The sequence below is a fragment of the Corynebacterium epidermidicanis genome (genome assembly GCF_001021025.1).
Classification (GTDB): Bacteria; Actinomycetota; Actinomycetes; order Mycobacteriales; family Mycobacteriaceae; genus Corynebacterium; species Corynebacterium epidermidicanis.
Window position 1 is genome coordinate 795438 of the sequence record NZ_CP011541.1, and the last position, 23302, is coordinate 818739.

Genomic DNA, 23302 nt, shown 5'->3' on the forward strand with positions numbered 1-23302 from the left:
TTGGCATCCCGAATTGAATAGTGGCAGAGGGATGTGGTGGCTGCGTTAATAGTAGGGTTACTCAACAAAAGCATGAGGAGCGTCAATGCTTGAACGATACGAGGAGTTCTTCGGTAACAGGTTGGCAAAGTTTATTGAAGAAGTCGTTCCAGAGAAATTGAGCGGGCTTTCACCTTCCGAACTCGATGCAGTTAGCAGTGGAGACGGAGCTTTTCCTCGCGACTTAGTTCGTCTGCTTCAAAACGGGGCAGAGGCTACCGATGAAAAGATTTCCAAAATTCTTGTGGTGATCGGGTCGTGGATGAATTCCTCAAGTGGATCTGATTGGGCGATTGGTCCACTGGAAGATGGTCCATACTCAGAGAGAGCCGGTATTGGTATATCAGACGGTGTGTCCTTTATCCCCTTGCTCGCTTTAGTAGAACGAATCGTGGCGGAAGGACCCGCCGAAAGCTCAACTTTGGACTTGGTCGCGTCGATGGCGGAGTTTAACAAGAAACATGCCAAATAGTTCATTACCGTAGCTGCGACGTCAGTGTCGGCGTTTCGTTAGGAACTTCTGGGCAAGGGGCAGGTTAACCGGTTGCTTCTGCGGAGCTCGCCGTTGAGCGCGCCGACCCTCTCGCTGATGATCGCACGGCACATGAAAGCTCCTTGGGTACGTAGTGGTGGATGTCGGATCGATCCACCGGACATTTAAGTGAACGTCGAACCGAATGTTGTTCATTCCCACACGGGTAGGATCGCGGGGGCGGAAGCTACCCCCGCGGTATGCTCAAAGTTAATTGCGATTAACTTGCTAAGGAGCACCTCATGAATTTCGATCATTTAATCCCCGGACCAGCAATTTTGTTCGCCCCGGCCGGTCGAGCGGACATCATCCCTAAAGCCGCCGCGAAGGCCGACATGGTGATTCTTGATCTGGAAGACGGCGCCGGGGACGTTGACCGGGATATCGCCTATGCCAACATTCGCGATTCTGCTCTGCCCGCCGACACCACGATCGTCCGGGTCGCCGGGCCGAACTCGCCGCACTTCTCTGACGATGTTGCATTTGTGCGCACCACACCCTACCGGCTGGTGATGGTGCCCAAAGTTGAGTCCGACATCCCCGGAGAGCTGGCAGGACTGCAGTTGATCGCGATGGTGGAAACGCCACAAGCGGTAGTAAATCTCCCAGCGCTGGCCGCGCATCCAGACGTCGTCGGCATGTTCTGGGGCGCGGAGGATCTCACCGTGCTGCTCGGCGGCACGCATTCGCGCCTCCTTATCGACGAAGGCGCCCCTAGCACCCGCCCTGGACCTTACCGCGCGGCGATGGCCACCACTCGAGCGCTCATGCACATTCACGCAGCAGCCCACGGCAAGTTTGTTATCGACGCAGTCCATGCCGATTTCCGCGATGAAGAGGGACTGTTTTTAGAAGCTGCTGACGCCGCTCGTTCCGGTTTCATCGGTTTTGCCTGCATCCATCCTCTCCAGGTAGATGTGGTGCGCCGGGCCTTCGCGCCGGACGTCGATCAGCTGGAGTGGGCGCGCCGGGTCGTAGCTGAGGCCTCCCACCACCCGGGGGCGTTCAAGCTTGATGGCGAGATGATCGATGCTCCACTAATTTCCCAGGCTCGTCGGGTGGTGGCGCGTGGCGACCTCTAGAGAGCAGGCTAAACAGAAGCGTCGCGCGGAGTTGCTTAACGCTGCGGCGAGGATTATGGCTGATCGAGGTTTTCATCAAACCCGGTTGGGTGACGTCGGGGCTGCGGTGGGTATTTCCGGCCCGGGTGTGCTGCGGCATTTCAAAAATAAGGATGACTTGCTGGAAAAGATCCTGGTAGACATATCCATCCGTCTTGTTGACGAAGCCCGCGACGCGATCGCCAGCCATGCAGAATCGGGGGACGGGTCCCCGCAAACCTTGATGTCGGAGCTGGTTTTGCGACATGCGGAGTTCGCGGCCACCGAGCCGGACATCATCCGCGTGCAGGAGCGGGAGATCCGTAATCTTACCGAGGATGCCCGTCGAAAAGTGCGGTCCCTGCAGCTGTCCTACCTGGGCCTGTGGATGGACGTGCTGCTGGAGTGCCGCCCAGACCTGGACCGTCAGACCGCTCGTTTGCGGGTGCAGCTGGCTGCTGGGCTGATCAATTCGACTCGTCACGTGATTCACTGGGCGGGGCCCGATTTGTTGCGGGAACAGGCGCACAAAATGGCGCTCGCGGCGCTGATGGCCGAGTAGAGGTGTGGGCTCAGGGCGGCTTGTCGACGCCCGTCGCTGCAGAATGTGACGGGCGAAGTCGAGCGGTTAGGGGGATTTGCAAGGGGTATGTGGGGTGTAGGGGGATTTCTGGCTAAATGTGCAGCTCAAGGGGGTTTCTTGGCCTATTGCATGAGGTGCGAAGAAGTGTGGCGCAGAATTAACAAATCTTAAAAGGTGTTGTGCATCACAAAATTTGCCACTACGCTCTTGGTAAAAGTTAATCGTCGTTAACTGAAATCGAGAAGTGAGCACATGACCACACCTCAAAGCACAGAACTCAGCAACCGCCAGCGACACGAACAGCTGGTTGCCCAGCTGCAAGAACGCCTCGACGTTGCCGCACTGGGGGGCAGCGAAAAAGCTCGGCAACGCCATGTTAATCGTGGCAAGCTGTTGCCACGGGACCGAATTAAGGAACTGCTGGACCCAGGTAGCCCTTTCCTTGAAGTCGCGCCACTTGCTGCAACCGATATGTATGGCGGAAAGGTCCATGCCGCCGGCGCCGTAGCCGGAATCGGCCTGGTCCAGGGGCGAAAGTGCATGATCGTGGCCAACGACGCCACCGTCTCCGGCGGCACGTACTATCCCATGACCGTCAAGAAGCACCTGCGCGCCCAAGAAATCGCCAACGACAACCGGCTGCCGTGCATCTACCTCGTGGACTCCGGTGGCGCCATGCTGCTCAACCAGGACGAAGTATTCCCAGACAAGGAACACTTCGGCCGGATCTTCTTCAATCAGGCCAACATGTCGGCGCGTGGCATCCCGCAAATCTCCGCCGTGTTGGGTAGCTGCACCGCAGGCGGCGCGTATGTACCGGCGATGTCTGATGAAGCAGTGATCGTGAAGAACCAAGGCACCATCTTCCTCGCTGGCCCGCCACTGGTGAAGGCTGCTACCGGTGAGGATGTCACTCCTGAGGAGCTCGGCGGTGGCGACCTGCACTCCAAGACCTCCGGTGTTACCGATCACTTGGCGCTCGATGATGCGGACGCTTTGCATCGTGTCCGTCGGATCGTCGACACACTCCCGCAGGATCAGGCCCCAGCGTGGGACGTAGCGCAACCGCGCGATGCGAGCCGCGACCAAAAAGATCTCTACGATGTCGTACCAGTGGACGCGAAGACACCTTACGACGTGCGCGAAGTCATTGAAATTATCTCCGACGCCGGTGAATACCAAGAGTTCAAGTCCGAATATGGCACCACCTTGGTGACTGCATTTGCGCGCATTTACGGGCACCGCGTAGGCATCATCGCCAATAACGGCATCCTCATGAGCGAAGCCGCCCAAAAGGGAGCGCACTTCATTGAGCTGTGCGACCAGCGCAAGATCCCGCTGATCTTCCTGCAGAACACCACCGGTTTCATGGTGGGGCGGGAGTATGAAGCCGGCGGTATCGCCAAGCACGGGGCAAAGATGGTCAACGCCGTTGCCACCGCGCGCGTACCAAAGTTCACCGTGGTCATTGGCGGTGCCTTTGGCGCTGGCAACTACTCAATGTGCGGACGAGCCTACAGCCCGCGCTTCTTATGGATGTGGCCGAACGCGCGCATCGCGGTCATGGGTGGTCCTCAGGCAGCCATGACGATGTCCACTGTCAAGCGCAACCAAATCGAACGCAGCGGCGGCGAGTGGAGTGCGGAAGAACAAGAAGCCTTCGAACAGCCAATCCGCGAAAAGTTCGAACGCGAATCCAGCCCGTACTACTCGACAGCCCGCCTCTGGGATGACGGGGTCATCGACCCAGCCGATACCCGTCGCATCCTGGGCCTCGCCCTCGAAGCAGCCGCAGGCGCCCCGATCGCAGACACCGCCTTCGGTGTCTTCCGCATGTAGGAGAAATCAGACCATGTTTCACACCGTTTTGGTAGCAAACCGCGGCGAGATTGCCTGCCGTGTGATCAGAACCCTCCGGGAACAGGGCATCAAGTCAGTCGCCGTCTATTCCGACGCCGACCGCACCGCCCCGCACGTCCAACTCGCCGACACCGCAGTGCACATCGGGCCAGCACCCGCGCGCGAATCCTACCTGGTCATCGATACGATCATCGACGCTGCGAAGAAGACCGGCGCCCAGGCGATCCACCCGGGCTACGGGTTCCTCTCGGAAAACGCTGACTTTGCGCACGCCTGCGAAGCTGCCGGTATCGAATTCATCGGCCCGCCCGCCAGCGCCATCGAGGTCATGGGCGACAAGATTTCCGCGCGAGCGGCCGTCGAGAAGCGCGAGGTGCCCACCGTGCCTGGTATTTCCCGCCCGGGGCTTTCCGACGACGACATCATCGCAGCCGCACCCGGCATCGGATTCCCGGTGCTCATCAAGCCGTCCGCTGGCGGTGGCGGCAAGGGAATGCACCGTGTGGAGACTCCAGAGGAACTGCCGGAGCGGCTGCAGGCGGCGCGTCGAGAAGCAGCGGGTGCCTTCGGCGACGACACCCTTTTCCTCGAGCATTTCGTGGACACCCCGCGCCACATCGAGGTGCAGGTCATGGCCGATAAACACGGCAACGTCATCCACTTCGGGGAGCGAGAGTGCTCCTTGCAGCGTCGTCACCAGAAGGTGATCGAGGAAGCTCCGTCACCGCTGCTCGACGAGGAAACCCGCGCCGCAATCGGGCAGGCCGCGTGCGATGCCGCCCGCTCGGTGGGCTACGTTGGGGCTGGCACGGTGGAGTTTATCGTGCCGTCGGCACGCCCCGACCAATTCTTCTTCATGGAGATGAACACCCGACTGCAGGTAGAGCACCCAGTGACGGAAGAAGTCACCGGCGTGGATCTCGTTGCACTCCAGCTGGCGGTGGCAGCAGGGGAGAAGCTGCCACTAGCCCAAGAGGATGTCACCCTCACCGGGCACGCCATCGAGGCCCGCATCTACGCCGAAGACGCAGCTCAAGGCTTTCTTCCTACTGGCGGAACGATCAAGCGCGTCACGCTACCGACCGGGGCGGGCATCCGCGTCGATTCCGGCATCACAGACGGCTCGGAGATCACCTCCCTCTACGACCCGATGTTGATGAAAGTCATCGCCCACGGCGCCAACCGCGAGGAGGCACTGAGCCGTCTCGACGACGCCTTGGCTCACACGCACATCGCCGGCTTCACTGTCAACACGGAATTCTGTCGCTTCCTCCTGTCAGTACCGGAAGTTGCTGCGGGTGACCTCGACACCGGGTTGCTCGATCGGGTGTCCGACAACTTCGAGCCTGCCAAGCCGAACGAGAATGCACTGATCGGCGCTGCAATGGTGTGGCTCGCATCCCGCTGGCCAGAAAAGCCGACCAGCGCCTGGGCTATTCCTGATGCGTGGCGCGCCGGGCGCACCTCGGACCAAAAGATCCGCCTGGCCTCGAACGGGGAAGACTTCCTGATTGCGATCACCGGCACCCCGAGCGACGCCCAGGTCAGTATCGACGGCGAGGCTGCCGTTCCAGCGGCCATCTTCCGCGTTGGTGACGCCTGGAACGTCCACATCGACGGCATCGCGCACGCCTGCAGCGTGGCCGACCTCAGCGACGGCGAATTCGCGCACGTTGTTCTTACCGATGCCACCGGCTCCATCGAATTCACCCGCAAAGACGCGGTCCTCGCCACCAGCGAAGACGCTGATGGCGGCGACAAAACTCTCGTCTCCCCGATGCCGGGCACGGTTATCGCACATGCGGTAGCGCCTGGCACCGCGGTGGCTGTCGGCGACGCCGTGGTGATCGTCGAGGCCATGAAGATGGAGCACACCCTCCGGGCAGCTGTCGACGGTGTGGTGACGTTCCACGTCGAGCCGGGCGAACAAGTACCTGCCGGCAAACCGCTGGCGACCGTCGAACCACAAGAATCCTAAACCCCACCCCTAACCGAAACGAGGACAATCATGACCGATATCAACATCACCGACCTGCCAGAAGAGTACCGCGAGCTGCAGAAGATCGTTCGCGAGTTCGCCAACGAAGTAGTCGAACCGGTGTCCTACCAGCACGATAAGGACCACACTTTCCCCTACGAAGTCGTCTCTGGAATGGCTGAGATGGGCCTGTTCGGCCTGCCATTCCCAGAAGAGGTGGGCGGCATGGGTGGCGACTACCTCTCCTTCGGCATCGCGCTCGAAGAGCTGGCCCGCGTTGATCAGTCCGTGGCAATTACTCTCGAAGCAGGCGTTGGCCTCGGCGCCATGCCGATCTTCCACTTCGGAAATGACGAGCAGAAGCAGAAGTGGCTGCCAGAACTCACCGCTGGCACCAAGCTGGCTGGTTTCGGCCTGACCGAGCCGGGCGCTGGCTCCGACGCGGGCGCTACCCGCACCACAGCGCGGGAAGAAGGTGGCCAGTTTGTCATCAACGGATCCAAGCAGTTCATTACCAACTCCGGCACCGACATCACCTCGCTGAACACCATCACCGCCGTGACCGGCGAAAAGGACGGCCGTAAGGAAATCTCCACCATCATCGTCCCGACCGACACCCCGGGCTTTGTGGCAGAACCGGCCTATGACAAGGTTGGCTGGAATGCTTCCGACACGCACCCATTGACCTTCACTGATTGCCGAGTTCCTACCGAAAACCTTCTCGGCGAGCGGGGACGTGGTTTCGCCAACTTCCTGTCCATCTTGGCGGAAGGCCGAGTAGCTATCGCGGCACTGTCCGCGGGCGCGGCGCAAGGCTGCGTGGATGAGTCCGTGAAGTACGCCAAGGAACGCACCTCCATGGGCCGTGCGATCGGCGAGTACCAGGCAATTTCCTTCAAGATTGCCCGCATGGAAGCGCGTGCACACACCGCTCGACTGGCCTGGATGGCAGCTGCTGCCCGCATGGTCAAGGGCCTGGATTTCCGCAAGGAAGCCTACATCGCCAAATTGATTGCCTCTGAAGCGGCGATGGACAACGCCCGCGACGCCACACAAATTCACGGTGGCTACGGCTTCATGAACGAGTACCGCGTGGCCCGCCACTACCGTGATTCGAAGATCCTCGAGATCGGCGAAGGCACTTCGGAAGTGCAGTTGATGCTGATCGCCCGTGAGTTGGGACTCTAAGCCATGTCTGAGCACGGGAAAGAAATCATTCAGCGCGGGCTGTGGTTCGAAGAATACGAAGAAGGTGCCCGCTACCTGCACCGACCTGGGCGCACGGTCACGGAAACCGACGACGTCGTGTTCACCACCCTCACCATGAACACCCAGCCACTGCACCTCGACGCCCATTGGTCCGCTTCGCAGCCGGGCTTCGACGGCAAGCGACTCGTCAACTCCATGTGGACGATCTCCACTGTCGTCGGGTTGTCGGTTGCCCAGCTAACGCTCGGTACGATTGTCGCGAACCTTGGCTTTAAGGAAGTTAGCTTCCCGAAGCCCATGTTCCATGGTGACACCCTGTACGCCGAGACGGTGTGCCTGTCCAAGCGTCTGTCCAAGTCCCGCCCGGGCCAAGGAATTGTCGAACTCGAGCACATCGGGCGCAACCAACATGGCGACATCGTGTGCAAGGCGGTGCGCACCACGCTGGTGCAGTGTGATCCCGCACAGGTTAAGGAGCAACAATGAGCGCCTGGACACCCCTAGGGCCAGCAATTTTGTTCACCCCGGCCGATCGTGCAGACCGTTTCGCCAAAGCCGCCATACGCGCCGACATGGTGATCCTCGATCTTGAGGACGGCTGCCAACCGGACAACCGCCCGGCGGCCCGCACCGCCATCGAGGCCTGCGAACTGGACCCCGCCCAAGTCATCGTCCGCATCAACCCACCGACGAGCACCGATGGTGCGCAGGACCTCGCCATGCTCGCGCGCAGCCCGTTTCGCCAGGTGATGGTTCCCAAGGTGGAAGGTGCCCCTGATATCGCCGCGGTGACCGCAGTGCTTGGCGACGCCACCATCATCGCCCTCATCGAGACACCTCTGGGCGTGCTCCGCGCTGACGAAATCGCAGCTACCCCGGGAGTTGTCGCACTGTTTTGGGGAGCAGAAGACCTGGTGGCGGGCCTATCGGGGTCGTCTTCGCGACATGCGGACGGCACCTACCGGGACGTCGCAAAGCATGCACGAGCGCGGGTGCAGCTGGCCGCCGCAGCGTTCGGAAAGGCCGCGCTGGATTCGGTGTACGTCGATATTCCCAATACCGCGGGGCTAGCGGCCGAAGTCGAGGATGCCGCTGCCCTGGGTTATGCGGGCACGGTATGCATTCACCCGTCGCAGGTGGCCATCATTCGGGACGGCTACCGCCCCACGGAGGAACAGGTGGATTGGGCCCAGCGATTGTTGGCCGCTGCCGAAAACAACCGGGGAGCCTTCAGTTTCGAGGGGCGGATGGTTGATGAACCACTGTTCCGCCAAGCACAAGCCATTGTTAGCCGAGTACAAAAAGAAAGTTGACTTCAGCCATGACTACTTCTTTGAGCAGCGTAAAGACCCAATCCACCTCGTATGGCTCCATTGTGGTCAACGAGGATGGCCAGCTGATGTCTCATGTGATTGGCGCTGGCGTCGATCAGGGCGCGGCCCCTCTGCGCGAGGAAACCCTCGGGCAAATCCTGCGGCAAATGGTGGAAAAGTACCCGTCGCGAGACTGCATCGTCGACGTGTATGCCGACGTCTCCTTCACCTACGAACGGTTCTACAACCGGGTCCTGCGGCTAGCCAGCGAGCTGATTCGTCGTGGCTACCGCAAGGGCGATCGCATCGGGATCTGGTCCACCAACCGCTGGGAGTGGTTGGTTGTCCAGTGGACCTGCCATCATCTCGGCCTGGTTCTGGTGAACATCAACCCTGCGTATCGCCAGTCTGAGCTCAACTACGTTTTGGAAAAGGCAGGGGTGAAGTTGGTCTTCGCTGCCCGTCGATTCAAAGACTCGGAATACCGCACCATGCTCAACGAGGCCCGCAAGCAGCGGGGATCCCAGCTCAAGGAAGTCATCTACTTCGGCGGTTCGGAGTGGTACGACGCCATGCACGGCCAAATCGACGACCTGTCCGAGTACGTCGCTGAGGTAAAGAACACCGACCCGATCAACATTCAGTTCACCTCCGGAACCACCGGCTTCCCCAAGGGCGCGACCCTGTCGCACCGCAACATCTTGAACAACGGGTTCTTCGTGGGGGAGATGCTGGGCTACACCGAAGAAGACCGCGTCTGTGCACCGGTCCCGTTCTTCCACTGCTTTGGTATGGTGATGGCCACCATCGGCATCTTCAGCCACGGCGGTTGCTTGATTGTACCTGCTCCGTCGTTCAAGCCACGCGAGACGTTGATGGCAGTGCAAGCCGCGAAGGCCACCTCGCTCTATGGCGTGCCCACCATGTTCATCAAGGAACTGGAGGAGGCTCATGACCACGAAGAATACGGCTCCCCATATGGGCTGTCCACCCTGCGCACGGGCATCATGTCCGGTACTTCGTGCCCATCGAAGACCATGCGCGAGGTGATGGACAAATTCAATATGCAGGCCATCTCCATCTGCTACGGCATGACGGAAACCTCGCCGGTATCCTTCCAGACCCGCGCCGATGCGCCACTGGAAAAGCGCGTGAACACCGTGGGACAAATCATGCCGCACATCGAGTGCAAGCTTGTCGACGAAGACGGAAACACCGTCCCGGTGGGCACCCAAGGCGAAATCTACGTGCGCGGATACTCGGTGATGCAGGGTTACTGGGCGCACCCGGAGAAAACAGCAGAGGCTATCGACGAAGACGGTTGGATGCGCTCCGGCGACCTCGGCACCTTCGACGAGGACGGCTACCTGATGGTGACGGGTCGCTTGAAGGATATGCTGATCCGCGGCGGGGAAAACATCTACCCACGCGAAATCGAGGAGTTCCTCTTCACCCACCCAGACGTGGTGGACGCCCAGGTTATCGGCGTCCCGGACGACAAATACGGCGAAGAAATCATGGCCTGGATCATTCTGCAAGACGGCGTGGAATCCCTCACCGCCGAAGACATCGCCGAGTTCGCCCAAGGTAAGCTGTCTCGGCACAAGATCCCTAAGTACGTCCAGATCGTGGATTCCTACCCGATGACGGTGTCCGGAAAGGTCCGCAAGGTGGAGTTGCGCGAAATGGCCCCACGTGTATTGGGGTGGGTGTAAATGGATAAGGTGCGTGCAGATGTTCGCGAACTCATCGCGGACGTCATCGAAGACGGCATGACCATCGCCGTGGGCGGATTCGGGCTGTGCGGCGTGCCATTCCTGCTGATCGAGGCGCTTCGCGACGTGGGACGTCGCGACCTCACCGTCGTGAGCAACAACATGGGTATCGACGGCCAAGGCCTCGGCTTGCTGCTGGAAAACGGCCAGGTTAAGAAAGTACTTTCCTCCTACGTTGGCGAAAACAAGGAGTTTGCCCGACAGTTCCTCGCCGGCGAACTCGAAGTGGAATTTAACCCGCAGGGCACCTTGGCGGAGCGCCTCCGTGCCGGCGGAGCCGGAATCCCGGCTTTTTACACCGCTACCGGCGTAGGAACACTTGTTGCGGAAGGAAAGCCGACCGCCGAGTTCGATGGGCAGACCTATGTGCAGGAACGCGGAATCGTCGCCGATGTGGGTCTAGTGCACGCTTACCAGGGCGACCCCGCCGGAAACCTGGTCTATCGACGCACCGCCCGCAACTTCAATCCGCTGTGCGCAGAATCCGGGGTAGTGACCATCGCCGAGGCGGAATCCTTGGTGGGCATCGGGAACATCGACCCCGATCACATTCACACCGCGGGCGTGCATGTGGACCACATGGTGGTCACTGACCGTGACAAGCCGATCGAGCAACGCACAGTGAGGAGTAAGTAATGCCGTGGACTAGAGATGAAATGGCAGCTCTGGCTGCCCGCGAACTCAACGACGGTGACTACGTCAACCTCGGAATTGGCATCCCCACCATGGTAGCCAACCATTTGCCCCCGGGAGTGCACGTGGTGCTGCAAAGCGAAAACGGCATCCTCGGCATGGGGCCCTTCCCTTATGAAGGCGAAGAAGACCCCGACATCATCAACGCTGGTAAACAAACCGTCACGCTCATTGACGGCGCTGCCACCTTCGACTCCGCCACCAGTTTCGCGATGATCCGTGGTGGCAAAGTAAAAATGGCGGTACTGGGCGCGATGGAAGTTTCTCAAAGCGGTGACCTCGCCAACTGGATGATCCCCGGCAAGATGGTCAAGGGGATGGGCGGCGCGATGGACCTGGTCGCCGGAACACCACGAGTCGTGGTCATTACTGAACACGTCTCCAAAAACGGCACACCTAAGCTGGTCCGCGAATGCTCGCTACCGCTCACCGGGGTGGGCGTGGTCCAGCGCATCATCACTGACCTGGGGCTTTTCGACGTCGCGGAGGATCACCTCATCCTGAAGCGGCTCGCGCCGGGAGTCACGTTGATGGACATTGAGAAGAACACCGAAGCTGCCTATGTGGTGGAATTGGATGACGTCACCCCTGTTTAACAAATCTCGATAGGAATCCCGTAGTTCTACGCCCATCTTTGGCGCGCTCCGCTAGATCCGGCGGCGTGGGCCGGGCTCGGACCTACGGGATCTCGATTTTGTGGAGGCCATAATGAACAACTCTGCTTACTTCACCAGGCTGGATGCTGACAGTTTTCAACCCAATATCCATGCTGAAGGCGCGTGGTCGAAAGAGGATTACCATTTCGCCGCGCTGGCCGGCTTGCTTACCCATGTAATTGAAAAGTCGCGTGGAGATAGTCCATTGCAGCTTGCTCGCATCAATTTTGAAATTCTGGGGCGTCTTCCGTTTGGCCCCGCCACCACTGAAGTTCGGGTGATTCGCCCCGGACGCACCATTGAATTAGTGGAAGCTACTTGCACCCTCGCAGGTAGGACCGCGATCAGTTCGCGGGCCTGGTATCTCCACCCTTCAGATACTAACGATGTGGCAGCCTGTGACTTCCCTTCGCTGCCTGAACCCATGGCCTGCCCGGAACGAGATTTCGCGAGTGAGTGGCCGGGTGGTTTCATCGCTCAAATGCAGGCGCGGCAGGTGGACAAGCCCCGCGCCACCTGGCTGACCTCGCCAAATACTCTCGTAGCGGGTGACGAGCCCATCCCGGTTGCTGAGTTTCTCGCTCGTGTTGACGCCGCGAATGGGATCAATCCCCGGCAGTCTCCACGCGAGTGGGCGTTTCCGAATGTGGACCTCACGGTGCACCTTTTCCGGGAGCCAGACCCGAAGTGGACCGGCTTGGAAACGACGGTCACCTGGGGAGCGACCGGTGTTGGGCTCACCTCGTCGGTATTGCACGACATACATGGCCCAGTGGGTAGGGCTGAGCAGGCCTTGACCTTGCGTCGGATGTAGTCACCCGTTACTCCCACGAATGCGAGAAGGCACCGGTTTTTGAGCCGGTGCCTTTGGCGTCGACAGGCTAGCGGTTTGTCACCTTGCCGAAAGCTCGTGCGATCGGGGCGAGCAGCATCGGACGGGCCGCCCACACGGCGCCGACGGTAACGGCCAGCGCTAGGACGAATAGGCCAACTCCGAGCCACCCGCCGTCCGGGGTGGCAGCGAACATGTGTCCGAGGTTCTTCTTGAAGCCGGTGGCGAACACAAGGAACACGTGACTGATGATGAAGAGCACGAAGTAGAGCATGGTGGGGAAGTGCAGCTTGCGGGCGATTTCGACCGGGAAGAATTTCCAGGTAGTCGGCCACCAGTTGCTCATCCGGAAGCCGGTAGCTGCGGCGATTGGTGCTGCGATAAACACCGTGACGAAGTAGGCCACCTGCTGCAGGGCGTTGTAGTGGATCCAGCCGTTCTCGGCAGGCCAGTTCAGCGAGAGGTACTGCAGCGCAGCAGAAGCCATGTTGGGGAAGACCTCCCAGCTCGTGGGCACGATTCGCTTCCACTGGCCGGTTGCAAATAGCAACACCACGAAGATCACGCCGTTGAGGAGCCACAGCAAGTCCATCGAGGTATGGAACCAAATGGTCAAGCTGACCTTCTTGCCGGATTTCGACGTAAAGTACGCCTCCGGCTTGCGCTCGCGACGAATCTGAATTCCGGACCGGATGATCAGCGCCATGAGGAAGAAGTTGAAGAAGTGCGACCAACCAAGCCAAGCGGGCAGCCCCACAGGCGTGTTCTGCGGTGTTGGTGCAACGCCTGGGTAGCGGGTGATGAAGTCGTGGGCGGGGCCGTCGACAAGCCAGCGGGAGCCCAGTACCAGAGCGACGAGCACGACCAACGCTGCCAGCCCGATGCCCGCAGCCTTACCGACCCAGGCCGGGCGCGGCTCAGCCTGCTTCTCGACGCGCTGAGGTTGTCGAGTCGAGACTTGAGAGGCAGGTGGCGCCGTAGCTTCTTGCGGGGGCTCGACGACCGGGGGTTGCTTGTCGAGTTCGGCGGTGACTGGCACGGCAACCTGGGCGTGAGTGACCTCCGGCCAAGGGGCGCCACCAGGGGTCCGAGGCAGCCCTTGTCGCAGCGCAACTTCGGTGAGGGCGGTGTCGGCCGGCGCGGGGTTGGTCTGGACTTCTGGAGCTTCCGTCACCTGGGGTGCTGGTTCGCTGGAGGTTAGCAGCGCCACTGCAGTTTCGGGCCAGGCAGCCCCACCAGGTACTCGAGGTAGGCCTTGGCGGAGGGAGATCTCCCTGGTGACAGTGGGCGCTGAGGTTGTGACTGGTGCCGGAGCTGCGGTGGCCGCTGCCGGTGGGGCTTTCTGAGATTGAGCGGGCACGCGTACCTCGACACCCGCCGGTGGCCAGCCATCACCGCCAGGGACGCGTGGCAGACCTCGCCGAAGTGTTTGGGTAGTCATCGGCGGGCCTCGATCTCCGTGATGAGTTTCGGCACGATGTCAAAGACGTCACCGACGATGCCGAAGTCAGCAATGTCGAAGATGGGGGCTTCGGGATCCTTGTTGATCGCGACGATCGTCTTGGCGGTCTGCATACCTGCGAGGTGCTGGATCGCGCCCGAAATACCCAGCGCAACGTACAAGTCAGGGGAAACCGACACGCCGGTTTGGCCCACCTGGGCGGAATGCTCAATGTAGCCGGCATCTACTGCCGCGCGGGAGGCGCCGACGGCTGCACCCATGGCGTCTGCAAGTTGGCCCACGAGTTCAAAGCCTTCAGTCGAACCGAATCCGCGGCCGCCGGAGACGACCTTCTTTGCGCCTACCAGTGCTGGGCGGGAGGATTCTGCGAGGACTTCTTCGCGGGAAGCAACTGTGACCTCTCGGCGCTCTGAGGTGTTGACCTGCAGCGTTTCGACGGCCCCAGCCGCAGCTTCGGCGCGGGTATCCACGGAACCGAGGCGCAGCGTGATGATTGGAGCGCTGTGCGTGGCTGCGGAAGTGGCGGTGAATGCTCCGCCGAAGGCAGCATGGCGGGCGATAATGCCCTCGTCGTCGCGGTCAATACCTGTGGCGTCGGAAAGCACGGCCCGCTTGAGGCGCACGGCGAGACGACCAGCGAGTTCCTTGCTTGTGGACGAATGCGCCAAAACGATCGCTTCCGGATTGCTAGCCTGAACTGCGGCTTCAATCACATCAATGGCGGAGCCTTCGCCAGTGAAAATGGTGTGCGCCCCGAGCTCGCCAAGGTTTGCTGGTGCTTCGCCACGCACGACAACCGCATGCGGGGTGCCGATCACTGAAGCTGCGCCCAGCAGCTCGGCGGCTGGCTTCGGAGCGAGCGCGTCAATTACTACGAGAATGTTCATGAGAGTGCTCCTAAATCAGCTTGTTCTGGGCCAAGTAGTCGGCGAGCTGCGCTGCCGCGCTGCCATCGTCGGTGATCTTCGTGCCCGCCTGACGAGGAGGCTTCTCACCAACCTCGGTCATGATCGCGCGCGGATGGGTGAAGTCTTCCGCGTCCACCTGCAGGTCAGCTAGTGTGAGCACGTCGAACGGCTTCTTTTTAGCCGCCATGATGCCCTTGAAATTCGGGTAACGCGGATCTGCAAATGCCTCCGTAATCGTCACGAGTGCCGGCAGCTGTGCCTGGAGCTTCTCGACGCTTCCCTCTACGGCCCGTGTCCCCTCGACCTGAGTCTCCGCGACGGCTAGTTCGTTGAGTTCCGCAAGCAATGGAAGGTCGAGGTGCTCCGCGATCATCGCGGGCAGGATGCCGGCGTTGCCGTCGGTGGAGAGGTTACCGGCGAGGATGAGATCGTAGTTCTCTTTTTCGAGGGCCTTGGCTAGGGTTTCGGCAGTGAGTGTGAGGTCTGCGCCAAGGAGCTTGTCGTCTGTCACGGAAATCGCCTTGTCTGCGCCCATCGCTAGTCCCTTGCGGATGGCTTGGCCTGCTGCTTCGGGGGACATGGTGACGAGGTCAACCGTGTTCTCGCCTGGGATTTGCAGGGCGGCTTCAATGGCGCGTTCGCAGATCTCGTCTAGGACCTGCTCTTCGCCGCGTTCCCGCAGGCCGGTTTCTAAATTCAGGCGACGTTCGCCGTAGGTGTCTGGCACCTCTTTGACGAGTACTGCGATGCGCATCAGATCACTCCCTCAGCTAGTTCAGTTAATGGTTGTTAACTAATCTAGCTGATCATTTGTGACCTGGGCAACTATTTGGTTGAAATGTAGTGTGGGTTGGTGTGGAAATCGCGGGATGGGTGATTTGAGGGTTAGGTCGAACCAGCGATAGTGGCAATTCAGTGGTGGACTGAAGAGCATGTACCTTGATTGTGGTCACTGACGAGTGCCTTTCTTGGCGTCGCAAATTTGACCGCACTGTAGTGTCAAAAGACTCGCGACTTTGTGTCATGCGGTGTGGTCAAGTTTTTTGGTGGCACCGGAGCATGGCGGCCGCACGTGGCAAGCCAGTGGGGCCGCCTTTGGGGAGCCAGCCACCACGACCAACTACCACGACGAACCACCGGGGCAGACATGCCAGAAGGCCCCGCACCAATGTGGTGTGGAGCCTTCTAGAGGTTGTGCCGTGTCACGATTGTCAGCGGCACAAGCTCGCTGTGTTATCGATTAGCCCCAAGCTTGTACTAGGGGCAGAGCGTTTTTAGCCTTCAGCAGTCGACTTAACGGCTGGTGAACGGCAGGAGAGCCATCTCGCGTGCGTTCTTCACAGCGGTAGCAACCTGGCGCTGCTGCTGTGGGGTGAGACCCGTGACGCGACGAGAGCGGATCTTGTGGCGGTCGGAGATGAAAAGGCGAAGGGTATTGATGTCCTTGTAGTCGACCTTCTCAACGCCAGCTGCCTTGAGTGGGTTCTTCTTTGGGCGGCGGGACTGCTCGATCCGCGCCTTCTTCATGTTGGTGCGCTTCATTTTGGCAAATCTCCCTATTACCAGCTGGACTTACGGACGCCCGGCAGCTCACCGCGGTGAGCCATTTCGCGAACGCGAACACGGGACAGGCCGAACTTACGAAGGAAGCCGCGTGGACGGCCATCGGCTGCGTCGCGGTTGCGAACGCGGGATGGGGCAGCGTCACGTGGCTGACGGTTCAGTTCGAACTGAGCGTCGAGACGCTCTTCGTCAGTGGAATTTGGGTTCTTGATAATAGCCTTGAGCTCAGCGCGACGCTCCGCGTAGCGGGCGACGATTTCCTTGCGCTGCTCGTTCTTGGCGATCTTAGACTTCTTAGCCATAGATTATCGCTCCTCGCGGAATTCGACGTGCTTGCGGACTACCGGATCGAACTTCATCAGGGTGATGCGATCCGGGTTGTTACGCTTGTTCTTACGGGTGACGTAGGTGTAACCGGTGCCAGCCGTAGACTTCAGCTTGATGATTGGACGGATGTCATTACGTGCCATCGGTTAGATCTTCTCCCCACGTGCGCGGATCTGAGCAACAACGGACTCAATGCCGTCGCGGTCGATGACCTTCAGGCCCTTGGTGGACACGGTCAGGGTGATGGTACGGCCGAGGGAAGGCACGTAAAACTTACGACGCTGCACGTTGGGGTTCCAACGGCGAGACGTGCGTCGGTGCGAGTGCGAGACTTGCTTGCCGAATTGCGGCTTGCGTCCCGTTACTTGGCAAATAGCCGACATAACTTTCTTTCTCCTAGCCGCCCACTTGCGAACCGGATTAGAAGGTGCCGCGCCTTGAACCAAAAGGTCAAGGGGCACGCTTAAGTCGGCCGAAGAGGGCGAAAACGAATATTTCGACAACAGCAAGGGCAAACCTTACCGGTAAACAGCAAAAAAACCTAATTGCCTAGTGAAGCTCGCTTATCGACGCCCACCTCAACTCAACTTCATTATGTCTTGAGGGTGTCGATCGGCCCTCAGTCCTGCCGAGGATGCTTGTAAATATACCCCTTGGGGGTATAGGGTATGGGTATGCAGACCATTGAATTAGGCGTGACCGGTATGACCTGTACTTCGTGTTCAGGTCGGGTGGAACGCAAATTAAACAAGGTCGAAGGAGTCGAAGCGGCAGTCAATTTCGCCACGGAGACGGCGACAATCAGTTTTGATCCTGCTCAAACATCGCCCTCGGAGCTCATCGAGGTGGTGCGTAGGACTGGCTACGATGCCTTCGAGATGCAGTCGCAGTCTGAAGATCCCGGAGTGGATCCGCATTCAGATGCCAGAGATGGTGAGGCATCAGACCTTAAGGCACGACTGATCGCCTCGAGCGTCTTCGCTGTCCCAGTCATGCTCATCTCTATGATTCCTGCGCTGCAGTTCATGCATTGGCAGTGGGCTGTGTTGGCCATGGCCACGTACGTCTACCTGTACGGTGGCGCTCCATTTCATCGATCAGCGCTGATTAACCTGCGACATGGTTCGTTTACCATGGACACTTTGGTCTCCTTAGGTACGAGCGCGGCCTTCCTCTGGTCCCTATGGGCGCTGTTTATCGGCAACGCTGGCCATGCGGGAATGAAGATGCACATGCACCTCTTTCCGCGTGATACGACTATGGACGAGATTTACCTCGAGTCTGTCGCCGTCGTTATTGCTTTCCTTCTTCTCGGGCGGTGGTTTGAGGTTCGCGCCAAGGGAAGGTCCTCGGAGGCCCTGCGTGCACTATTAGATATGGGTGCGAAGGAGGTATCGCTGCTTCGCGATGGCGAGGAACACCGTATCCCCATCTCGCAATTACAAGTTGGTGACGAGTTCCTGGTGCGCCCGGGCGAGAAAGTCGCAACTGATGGGATCGTCGTCGAGGGCGCTTCCGCGGTCGATGAATCGATGCTCACCGGGGAGCCGGTACCGGTGGAAAAGGCGGCTGGGGACAGCGTGACTGGAGCGACGATCAATGCCTCGGGGCGGCTCGTCGTCAAGGCAACGCAGGTGGGTGAGTCAACCACTTTGGCACGTATGGCGCGCATGGTCACGCAGGCGCAGGCGCAGAAAGCGCCGGTGCAACGGCTGGTGGATCGGATCTCACAAGTCTTTGTCCCGACGGTGATCGCGTTGTCGCTGCTCACTTTGGTTGTCCATCTGCTGCTGGGCCACGGCATAGCCCCTGCGTTCACTGCTGCGGTGGCCGTGTTGATCATCGCGTGCCCGTGCGCGTTGGGTCTTGCGACCCCGACCGCATTGCTCGTGGGCACTGGGCGAGGCGCGCAGCTGGGGTTGCTCATTAAGGGGCCGGAGGTGCTGGAATCAACGCGCCGAGTAACGGCGATCCTGCTGGATAAGACCGGTACTGTTACCACTGGTCGGCTGGCGGTGGAGTCCGCCGATCCGCAGCTCCTGCAGCTGGCCGCGTCGGTGGAACAAAGCTCCGAACATCCCATTGCCAAAGCCATCGTTCACGCATGCGAGCTGCCTCTTTTATCAAGCACTGATTTTGAGTCGCTGCCTGGCCAAGGGGTGCGCGCGATCGTGGACGGCCACGAGGTGAGAGTCGAGCGGTCCGAAGGCGAGCTCGCTGTGGAGGGAACAACCCAGGTGGATGTGCTGGTCAACGGGGAGCTCCGCGGCTCTATTGTCCTGCGAGATGCGGTGAAGCCGGGGTCGGCATCGGCCGTCGCTAAGCTCAAAGTTTTGGGTCTCACGCCGTGGCTGCTGACCGGCGATAATGCCAGCGCCGCGCAAGTGGTGGCTGAAGAAGTGGGGATCGCGTCTGAGCATGTCATCGCCGGGGTGCGGCCCGAGGACAAGCTCGCTGAGGTGCGTCGTCTACAAGAGTCAGAGGTAGTTGCGATGGTAGGCGATGGGGTCAACGACGCTGCGGCGCTCGCCCAGGCCGACCTGGGGCTTGCGATGGGAGCCGGGACCGATGTTGCTATTGAGGCTGCCGACATCACCCTGATGAACAACGACTTGTCGTCAGTCGTGAACGCCTTGCGGTTGTCCCGGCGTACGCTCTCCACAATTAGAGGCAATCTATTTTGGGCGTTTGCCTACAATGTCGTTCTCATCCCGGTGGCTGCCGCCGGCTTACTTAACCCCATGCTTGCCGGCATTGCGATGGCATTTTCGTCCGTATTCGTGGTCAGCAACTCGCTGCGACTACGCAACTTCAAGGAGCAGTAACCCAATGGAACAGCATGGCTACGTGGGAGACAAGGAACGCTACCTCGCGCGCCTCAAGCGTATCGAAGGGCAGATCCGAGGCATCCATCGCATGATTGACGAAGATCAGTACTGCATCGACGTCCTCACCCAAATAAGCGCCGCACAATCCGCACTCCGAGGTGTGGGCCTTGGGCTTCTCGACGACCATATGCGACACTGCGTCGCCCATGCCGTGCATCAAGGTGGGGAAGAAGCCGATGTGAAGTTCAAGGAGGTCTCAGAAGCTGTCGCCCGGCTTGCGCGCTAGGGGCGGGCGAGCGGTGGCGGTGGCGCGTCGATAAGCAATTTCGTGCTGAAACCGCCAGCGTGTATAGTACTTGCGGTGCCGTTCGTACGGCTCTAAATTGTCAATCCCAACTCAGGCACGATCGGTAGTCCCATTAAGTGCTACGCAGAAGCGACCTGAAGTTCAATCCTGAGGGAATAAACATATGAAGAAGGATATCCACCCGGATTACCACCCAGTGGTCTTCCAGGATGCAGGTACTGGCTTCCAGTTCCTGACCAAGTCAACCGTAAAGTCTGATCGCACCGTGCAGTGGGAAGATGGCAACGAGTACCCACTCATCGTCGTCGACGTGACCTCTGAGTCCCACCCATTCTGGACCGGTGCACAGCGTGTCATGGACACCGCTGGCCGTGTCGAGAAGTTCAACCAGCGTTACGGTGCCCTCGCGCGCCGCAAGAAGAACAAGTAAAGAAGGAGGGAAAACAACATGGCAGTTCCAAAGCGTCGTATGTCGCGTGCAAACACCCACGCTCGTCGTTCCCAGTGGAAGGCTGACAATGTCGCCCTCCAGACCGTCAAGATCGACGGCAAGGAAGTACAGATTCCTCGCCGCCTGGTCAAAGCAGCTCAGCTCGGCCTTATCGACGTCGAGCAGTTCTAATTCCAGTCGCGCATAAAAGATGCGCGCGGAATAGAATTCCGCAGCCCAGGACTTTTCCTCACGGAGATGTCCTGGGTTTTGGTGTTTTTTGATGCTGGTGTTGGCCGTTGCGGTTGTTGGCCGTTTTGGGCTGCACACCTGCTAGGTCGTACTTCTGAAGCTCATCGACTCCGGTATGCCCGCGTCGGCAGACCCACGCCCGCAAACCCGCGCCGGCAAACCCGAATTTCCGATGTGCAGGGGTGGGTTCACCTCAGGTGTGCTCGTGGGTAACTCAAAGCAAAGCCGACTGTCGACGTCGAAAAGCGTCGTTTAACAGGTACTTCTTTCGAATGCCGGTATTGGTCGGGAACCTAGCATGAGCAGGGGCAATACCTTTGCCGACCGACTAAAGAAGTCTCCCAGATGGTTGGTTATTTTGGGTATTAACCGCATATACTGTTTTCTGTACTAATAGGTGGAGTTTGTTGTGGCCAAAATTTTTGGGCGCACGCTCCAGTCGACGTCAGGCAGAAACCACATGAAACTTCTCGTTGTAGACGATGAACAAGCCGTCCGAGAATCCCTTCGCCGCTCACTATCCTTTAACGGATACGAGGTCATTCTCGCGGACAATGGCGCGGCTGCTTTGGAAATGATCCATAAGGAGCAGCCGGATCTCGTCATTCTTGATGTGATGATGCCAATTCTGGACGGCCTGGAAGTCTGCCGCACTCTGCGCAGTGGTGGCGATAACCGTCCGATCCTCGTCCTGACCGCTCGAGATGGAGTGTCCGATCGCGTAGCCGGGCTCGATGCCGGTGCCGACGACTACCTGCCAAAGCCTTTCGCGTTGGAAGAGTTGCTGGCTCGCGTGCGGTCGTTGCTTCGTCGTTCGTTCACGGAATCGACCGATCATGAAGGCTCTTCCCAGCTGGAGTTCAAGGATTTGCGGATGGATACCGAAACCCGCGAAGTCTACCGAGGTTCCCGCCAGATCAGCTTGACGCGCACCGAGTTTGCGCTGCTGGAGCTTCTGCTCTCCAATCCTCGTCGCGTGCTGAGCCGCAATGTCATCCTCGAAGAGGTTTGGGGCTACGACTTCCCGACTTCCGGCAACGCCCTCGAAGTCTACATCGGCTATTTGCGACGCAAGACCGAGGCAGAAGGGGAGTCGCGTTTGATCCACACCGCGCGCGGCGTTGGTTACGTTCTCCGTGAGAGCGCGTAGTGATTCTGCGCAAGCCAATTGCGCTAGAGGATGATGCTAGCAATCGCAGTTGGCACAACAGTTCCTGGAGTAGGGCACCGCTTCGGTGGCAGCTAGCGATTGTTACGGCACTCATGGTGGCGGCGGCCGTCGGCATTATGACTATCGTTGCATATTGGACAGTGTCGACCTCCTTGAATCGCTCGGTGGATTCTCAACTGGAAAGCGTGGCCCGTTCCATGCTTTCTAGGTCCGTTGATCCGGCGTTCAATAAGCGCATCGAAACTGAAATTGAGTCTTTCAAGGCATATAACCCCGACACCAATATTTTGTATTTTCCTCCTGGCGCTTCTCGGGGTATTGGCGACAATATTCCGCTCGTCAATGAAGGTGAAGTCATTCGAGGGGAAATCCCGATTAGCTTCCGTAACCAGGGTGACCAGAGAGTTCTCGCGCTCAATAATGAAGTGGGAGCTACGGTCGTGCTGGCGCAAGACCTTGGTCCCACCTACGCCCTGGTCAGCTCCCTCGGCATGGTTTTGCTAATCATCGCTGGCCTCGGAACTTTGATGGCGATTGCCGCAGGCATGGTGGTCTCCACTACTGGCTTGCGTCCAGTGAGCCGCCTGCAGCGAGCTGTCGAACACGTCACGGAAACCGATTCTTTGGAACCTATCGAGGTGGTTGGGCGAGACGAATTGGCGCAGCTCACCCGCTCGTTCAACGACATGTTGGAGTCGCTCGAGGCTTCTAGACGTCGCCAGACCGAACTTGTCGCCGACGCCGGTCACGAACTCAAAACTCCGCTGACCTCTCTGCGCACCAACATCGAACTGTTGATGATCGTCTCGAACAGTCCGACGGCAACCATTTCCAATGAGGACCGGCGTGACTTGGAAAAGGATGTCATCGCTCAAATCGAGGAGCTATCCACGCTCATTGGTGACTTGGTGGACTTGGCTCGCGAAGACAGCCGGGTTCAAAATGCGGAATTCGTCGATCTCGGGGATACAATGTCGAATGCACTGGATCGCGTGCGTCGTCGACGCCCGGACGTCAAGTTCGACTTTGTGCGAACCGATTGGTATCTCTTCGGCGATTCCTTCGCGTTGGGACGTGCAGTCGTCAACCTCATGGACAATGCCGCAAAGTGGTCGCCGCCCAATGGTGTGGTTCGGCTCAACATGCAACCAATCAGCGATTCCGAAATCCATATCAGCGTCGCGGACTCTGGCCCCGGCATCCCGGCCGCTGACCGAGCCAAAGTGTTCGAGCGCTTCTTCCGTTCCGTGCAAGCGCGCTCGATGCCGGGTTCCGGCTTGGGACTATCGATTGTCAAAAAGGTGGTGGAGCGCCACCACGGCACGATCGAAGTGCTCGATTCCGATGATGGCGGCACGCTGATGCAAATCACGTTGCCTGGATCTGCCTCAGAGGCAATTATCCGAGCGCAGCATCCGGAGGAGAAGTTGGCCACGGAGCATTAGTTGAAAAACAAAAGTTCCTCACCTTTTCCAGGGTGAGGA

Annotated in this window: 25 protein-coding genes; 18 read left to right on the plus strand and 7 right to left on the minus strand. The window is 59.3% G+C overall.

Annotated elements, in window-relative coordinates:
- Positions 1-85: 85 nt before the first annotated feature.
- From CEPID_RS03740 to CEPID_RS03795, 12 genes are all read left to right on the plus strand, one after another.
- Positions 86-511, plus strand: coding sequence for a hypothetical protein (locus CEPID_RS03740; protein ID WP_052843355.1), 426 nt, complete (start codon positions 86-88; stop codon positions 509-511).
- Positions 512-813: 302 nt separating this feature from the next.
- The gene (locus CEPID_RS03745) at positions 814-1653 is read left to right on the plus strand and encodes an HpcH/HpaI aldolase/citrate lyase family protein (protein ID WP_047239820.1); all 840 of its coding nucleotides are present in this window, start codon (positions 814-816) and stop codon (positions 1651-1653) included.
- Complete coding sequence (locus CEPID_RS03750; RefSeq protein WP_047239821.1) at positions 1640-2233, plus strand: TetR/AcrR family transcriptional regulator; 594 nt, start codon at positions 1640-1642, stop codon at positions 2231-2233. Before CEPID_RS03745 ends, CEPID_RS03750 begins: the two co-directional genes overlap by 14 nt.
- 273 nt (positions 2234-2506) lie before the next feature.
- Positions 2507-4093 (plus strand): carboxyl transferase domain-containing protein, encoded by a 1587-nt coding sequence (locus CEPID_RS03755; protein ID WP_047239822.1) that lies wholly within the window; start codon positions 2507-2509, stop codon positions 4091-4093.
- 13 nt (positions 4094-4106) lie between these two features.
- A complete protein-coding gene (locus CEPID_RS03760; RefSeq protein ID WP_047239823.1) occupies positions 4107-6092 on the plus strand; it encodes an acetyl-CoA carboxylase biotin carboxylase subunit in 1986 nt (661 codons plus the stop codon).
- A gap of 30 nt (positions 6093-6122) precedes the next feature.
- Entirely contained in the window at positions 6123-7280 is a 1158-nt protein-coding gene (locus CEPID_RS03765) for an acyl-CoA dehydrogenase family protein (RefSeq protein ID WP_047239824.1), read from the plus strand.
- 3 nt (positions 7281-7283) lie between these two features.
- Positions 7284-7787: a MaoC family dehydratase gene (locus CEPID_RS03770; protein ID WP_047239825.1), complete on the plus strand. Its 504-nt coding sequence runs from the start codon at positions 7284-7286 to the stop codon at positions 7785-7787.
- Complete coding sequence (locus CEPID_RS03775; RefSeq protein ID WP_047239826.1) at positions 7784-8614, plus strand: HpcH/HpaI aldolase/citrate lyase family protein; 831 nt, start codon at positions 7784-7786, stop codon at positions 8612-8614. The genes CEPID_RS03770 and CEPID_RS03775 overlap by 4 nt, the downstream gene beginning before the upstream one ends.
- Positions 8615-8622: 8 nt before the next feature.
- Positions 8623-10329: an AMP-binding protein gene (locus CEPID_RS03780; protein WP_047239827.1), complete on the plus strand. Its 1707-nt coding sequence runs from the start codon at positions 8623-8625 to the stop codon at positions 10327-10329.
- Positions 10330-11025 (plus strand): CoA transferase subunit A, encoded by a 696-nt coding sequence (locus CEPID_RS03785; protein WP_047239828.1) that lies wholly within the window; start codon positions 10330-10332, stop codon positions 11023-11025.
- The gene (locus CEPID_RS03790; protein WP_047239829.1) at positions 11025-11678 is read left to right on the plus strand and encodes a CoA transferase subunit B; all 654 of its coding nucleotides are present in this window, start codon (positions 11025-11027) and stop codon (positions 11676-11678) included. The genes CEPID_RS03785 and CEPID_RS03790 overlap by 1 nt, the downstream gene beginning before the upstream one ends.
- Before the next feature lie 112 nt (positions 11679-11790).
- Positions 11791-12552 carry a thioesterase family protein gene (locus tag CEPID_RS03795; protein WP_047239830.1) on the plus strand — a complete coding sequence of 254 codons (762 nt, stop codon included), beginning with the start codon at positions 11791-11793 and terminating at the stop codon, positions 12550-12552.
- 67 nt (positions 12553-12619) lie between these two features.
- Here CEPID_RS03795 and CEPID_RS12855 read toward each other — a convergent pair whose 3' ends face one another.
- The 7 genes from CEPID_RS12855 to rpmB form a co-directional block, all read right to left on the minus strand.
- Positions 12620-14011, minus strand: coding sequence for a cytochrome b/b6 domain-containing protein (locus CEPID_RS12855; RefSeq protein WP_047239831.1), 1392 nt, complete (start codon positions 14009-14011; stop codon positions 12620-12622).
- Complete coding sequence (locus CEPID_RS03805) at positions 14008-14919, minus strand: electron transfer flavoprotein subunit alpha/FixB family protein (RefSeq protein ID WP_047239832.1); 912 nt, start codon at positions 14917-14919, stop codon at positions 14008-14010. Before CEPID_RS03805 ends, CEPID_RS12855 begins: the two co-directional genes overlap by 4 nt.
- A gap of 10 nt (positions 14920-14929) precedes the next feature.
- A complete protein-coding gene (locus CEPID_RS03810; protein WP_047239833.1) occupies positions 14930-15694 on the minus strand; it encodes an electron transfer flavoprotein subunit beta/FixA family protein in 765 nt (254 codons plus the stop codon).
- A gap of 539 nt (positions 15695-16233) precedes the next feature.
- Entirely contained in the window at positions 16234-16482 is a 249-nt protein-coding gene (gene rpsR, locus CEPID_RS03815; RefSeq protein WP_047239834.1) for a 30S ribosomal protein S18, read from the minus strand.
- Between the two features lie 17 nt (positions 16483-16499).
- Positions 16500-16805, minus strand: coding sequence for a 30S ribosomal protein S14 (gene rpsN / locus CEPID_RS03820; protein WP_047239835.1), 306 nt, complete (start codon positions 16803-16805; stop codon positions 16500-16502).
- Positions 16806-16808: 3 nt separating this feature from the next.
- Positions 16809-16973 (minus strand): 50S ribosomal protein L33, encoded by a 165-nt coding sequence (gene rpmG, locus CEPID_RS03825; RefSeq protein WP_003846451.1) that lies wholly within the window; start codon positions 16971-16973, stop codon positions 16809-16811.
- Positions 16974-16976: 3 nt separating this feature from the next.
- On the minus strand, positions 16977-17213 hold the full coding sequence (gene rpmB / locus CEPID_RS03830; protein ID WP_047239836.1) for a 50S ribosomal protein L28: 237 nt from the start codon (positions 17211-17213) through the stop codon (positions 16977-16979).
- 291 nt (positions 17214-17504) lie between these two features.
- Here rpmB and CEPID_RS03835 point away from each other — a divergent pair, with 291 nt between their 5' ends.
- From CEPID_RS03835 to CEPID_RS03860, 6 genes are all read left to right on the plus strand, one after another.
- The gene (locus CEPID_RS03835; protein WP_236684289.1) at positions 17505-19655 is read left to right on the plus strand and encodes a heavy metal translocating P-type ATPase; all 2151 of its coding nucleotides are present in this window, start codon (positions 17505-17507) and stop codon (positions 19653-19655) included.
- Between the two features lie 4 nt (positions 19656-19659).
- Entirely contained in the window at positions 19660-19944 is a 285-nt protein-coding gene (locus CEPID_RS03840; RefSeq protein ID WP_047239838.1) for a metal-sensitive transcriptional regulator, read from the plus strand.
- Between the two features lie 184 nt (positions 19945-20128).
- Positions 20129-20395, plus strand: coding sequence for a type B 50S ribosomal protein L31 (locus CEPID_RS03845; protein WP_047239839.1), 267 nt, complete (start codon positions 20129-20131; stop codon positions 20393-20395).
- Between the two features lie 18 nt (positions 20396-20413).
- On the plus strand, positions 20414-20587 hold the full coding sequence (gene rpmF / locus CEPID_RS03850; RefSeq protein WP_047239840.1) for a 50S ribosomal protein L32: 174 nt from the start codon (positions 20414-20416) through the stop codon (positions 20585-20587).
- Between the two features lie 520 nt (positions 20588-21107).
- Positions 21108-21797, plus strand: a complete 690-nt coding sequence (locus CEPID_RS03855; protein WP_047239841.1) for a response regulator transcription factor — start codon at positions 21108-21110, stop codon at positions 21795-21797.
- Positions 21798-21934: 137 nt separating this feature from the next.
- A complete protein-coding gene (locus CEPID_RS03860; RefSeq protein ID WP_236684290.1) occupies positions 21935-23263 on the plus strand; it encodes a HAMP domain-containing sensor histidine kinase in 1329 nt (442 codons plus the stop codon).
- Positions 23264-23302 lie beyond the last annotated feature (39 nt).